At 70.3% G+C, this 2,962-nt stretch carries 3 protein-coding genes and 1 pseudogene; 1 reads left to right on the forward strand and 3 read right to left on the reverse strand.

Going from position 1 to position 2,962, the window contains the following annotated elements:
• The coding region (locus WBA11_RS09115; RefSeq protein ID WP_424520386.1) for a hypothetical protein at positions 1-1,543 on the reverse strand (1,543 nt) is incomplete at its 3' end.
• A gap of 217 nt (positions 1,544-1,760) precedes the next feature.
• Between WBA11_RS09115 and WBA11_RS09120 the strand changes: the two genes are divergently transcribed.
• Complete coding sequence (locus WBA11_RS09120) at positions 1,761-2,171, forward strand: energy transducer TonB (protein ID WP_424520387.1); 411 nt, start codon at positions 1,761-1,763, stop codon at positions 2,169-2,171.
• A gap of 72 nt (positions 2,172-2,243) precedes the next feature.
• On the opposite strand, the gene WBA11_RS09125 is transcribed toward WBA11_RS09120, so the two are convergent.
• Both WBA11_RS09125 and WBA11_RS09130 read right to left on the reverse strand, forming a co-directional pair.
• A complete protein-coding gene (locus tag WBA11_RS09125; RefSeq protein WP_424520388.1) occupies positions 2,244-2,606 on the reverse strand; it encodes a nuclear transport factor 2 family protein in 363 nt (120 codons plus the stop codon).
• A gap of 41 nt (positions 2,607-2,647) precedes the next feature.
• Positions 2,648-2,962 (reverse strand): annotated as a pseudogene (locus WBA11_RS09130) (hypothetical protein); the annotation flags it as partial.

The raw sequence follows: 2,962 nt of genomic DNA on the forward strand, positions 1-2,962 counted from the left end.
CCGGCGTGGTCTCGTCGACGGACGACGGAGTGAGAAGCCGAGCGCCGGGTCGGCGGCGGTGCTCCACGATGACCACCCGCTCCCGCTCGCCACGGTTCTCGACGCGGTAGCCCTGCGTCGAGCGTCCCTGGCGCTGGACCATCAGCACGCCGTCTCGGAGCGTCGCCGTCTCGATGGCATTCGCCGCATCTGGTACGGCGTAGGCATCGACCAAGACGCTCTGGTCCACGGCGAACGTGAGCAGGCGCGCCTCACCGGGCGGGAGATCGGGCAAGAGCGCGTCGCCGGCGTAGCCGTCCTCGAGGACGGTCATCGGCCCGCCGCGCAGGTTGGCCGTGGTCGTGTTGGTGAGCCGAACGCCGCGCATCGGATGCCGACCGGTGGCGCCGCTGTAGATACTGAGCCGCTCGGCTCGGACGGTCTCGCCCACGATGGGCAGCATGGCCGAGCCCTGGCGCGGCAACGTGACGTCGCCGAGCCGGTAGGCGAACAGCTCGCCGAAGTCCTCCTGCGTTCCCTGGGCGACGACGCTCGCGAACGGGTCGATGGGCTGCGGTGCGGGCGCTGGCGGCGGGGGAGGAGGTGCCGCAGCGACGCGTTGGGCTCCATGGAACTGGCCTGCCCGGTCTTCGAGGGCGTCGGCAGACACACCGAGCTCGTAGCGCTCCGGCCGCACGACCGCGTCGTCCTCGAGGACGACGACCGGCCGCTGGACAAAGCGCGGCGTGTACAGATCTGTCACGAACGAGACGGGCCGGCCGCTGACCAGCGTTAGGTCGACGTCCGTCCAGTCGGCCTCGGTCGGGTTCTCGACCAGCGCCCAGCCCTGGAGCGCGGCCTCGGTCTCGCCGCGTCCCGGCAAGACCAGCCGATAGCTCGTCTTCCACACCGACGACTCGGTGACGTAGCCCATCCGCACCTGGCGGGTGCCCGAGCCCCGAAACTGGATCCGCACCGGCTTCCGGTCGCCGCCGCGCGCCTCGCCCAGCGCCGCCAAGGCGCCCGCCAACTCGGCCTCGAGGGCGGAGTCGACGAACGCGATCCGGTTCGCGTCCTCGAGGGGGATCGAGACCAGGCCCCCGTCGGTCAAGAGCGACAGGACGTGCGTGGTGACGGTGGTGCCGTTCACGTCGCGGGCCTGCCGCCCGACCGACACGACGGTGCCTCGGACGCTGTCTCGGGGACGGTCCACGACGACGTCCGCGCCCCGAACTTGGCGCAGGATGTCGGGCAGGTCGGGGCCGCCGGACAGGTCGATGGCGAACGAGCGGAGCGTCCGCTCGACGGGCGCCTGGGACGGGTACACGACGCCCGCAACGCGGCCGCCGTCGTCCTCGACCAAGAGCGACTTCAGGACGTCGTTCAGCGCCGTCTCGCCAAACTGCAACGTGACGTCCGCGTCGCCACGGACGCTCCCCGAGTGCTCGAAGTAGCCGACGCCGCTTGTGAACAGGATGACCCGCTCGACCGGGACCTCGGCGGCAGGCTGAGCGGCGGCGGTGGAAGCGAGCACGAGCAGGAGGGCGAGAGGTCGAAACAGCATGGCAGGATCGGGGGGACGGAACGCTACGACGAAACGGGTCCCCGAGCGACGGCCGTCCTCGAGGCCGCGCAGGGCACGGGGATCCGTTTAGATCTCGATCTGTCATATCCGTCGCCCATCCAACTCTAATCTCTCTCGTGCTGGTGTCGAGGACGGAGCACACGTTTATCGGTGACAGACGCGTCCGTTACTTTTACCGGCAACTCCCTCCGATGCCATGCGCGTTCTCGCCGCTCTCCTCATCGTGTTCGCGCCGGCCGCCTTCGGTCAAGACGACGGGATGCCCGTCGGTTCAAGCCCTGACGGCGTTTACTTCTCGGCCGTCGACGTGGCGCCCGAACTCGTCGGTGGGCTCGCCGGCTTGCAGGAGCGGCTCGTCTATCCCGAGACCGCGCGCGAAGAGGGCGTCGAGGGCCTCGTGGTCGTCGAATTCGTGATCCTCGAGGACGGCTCCCTGAGCGGCATCGACGTGCTCGATTCACCGGACGACCGCCTGACCGAGGCCGCCGTCGAGGCCGCCCGGGCATCGCGTTTCCGCGCGGGCACCGTCGGCGGCGAACGAGTGCCGGTTCGGTTCGCACTCCCGGTCCTGTTCCGCCTGTCGGGAGACGTCCGCTCGGGCGAGTAAGCCCGGCGCACAAAACCGTGAGCGCTCGGCAGCGGCCGCCTAATAGAGCGGCGTCGACCTCCGTTGCGGGATTCAGTCGCCCTCGACCTGGTCACGGTCGAGGTCGGCGCCGACCTCGTTCGAGAAATGCCGCGTGCACGCGCCGTCCTCGAGGACGAACGCGTTGACGATCTCGAACGTCCCGCGCCCGCCGTCGACGGCGTACATCGCGAACGCGGCGTCGTCGGTCGTGCGCCGGTAGCGGACCTCGACGGAGGCGATCTCGCCGTGGAACTCGAAAAAGTCCGAGAACCGCTCTTTGATCGCCTCGCGGCCCTGGGCGTCCCACTCGAATGAGACGAGTGACGCGTCGGCGGCGTAGAGGTCGAGGACGGCCTCGAGGTCGCCGGACGAGATGGCAGCGACGTGCTTGGTGAGGAAGTCGGAGGGGGACATGCTGGGAGGAGAGAAGGAAGGCACCCAACGCCCGCCCGTCGCTAGCGATCCGCGAGCCGCGCGAGCGCGTCCCACACCGCTGCGCCGACCTCGAGGTCGCGGGCCGGCTTCGGCGCGGGCTCTTGGTGCGGACCGCGCAAGAACCCCCGCGTGACCCACCGCCCGGTCTCGGTCGCGTAGCTCGGGTCCGTCGCCAGCGTGTACGGGCTCTCGGCGCCCTTCGCGGGCGAGAGGTAGAGGAACGAGAACGCCCCCGCGATCGACCCGAGAACGCCGCCCAGCCCGCCGAACACGCCCGTGTTGACCACGCCCGGGTGGCACGCGTTGGCCGTCACGCCGGTGCCCTCGAGCCGCCG

The sequence above is a fragment of the Rubrivirga sp. genome, assembly GCF_049648075.1.
GTDB lineage: Bacteria > Bacteroidota > Rhodothermia > Rhodothermales > Rubricoccaceae > Rubrivirga.

Bases quoted from the DNA above. Each gene is read 5' to 3' on its own strand.
- WBA11_RS09120 (WP_424520387.1), top strand. From the start codon at position 1,761: ATGCGCGTTCTCGCCGCTCTCCTCATCGTGTTCGCGCCGGCCGCCTTC.
- WBA11_RS09125 (WP_424520388.1), bottom strand. From the start codon at position 2,606: ATGTCCCCCTCCGACTTCCTCACCAAGCACGTCGCTGCCATCTCGTCC.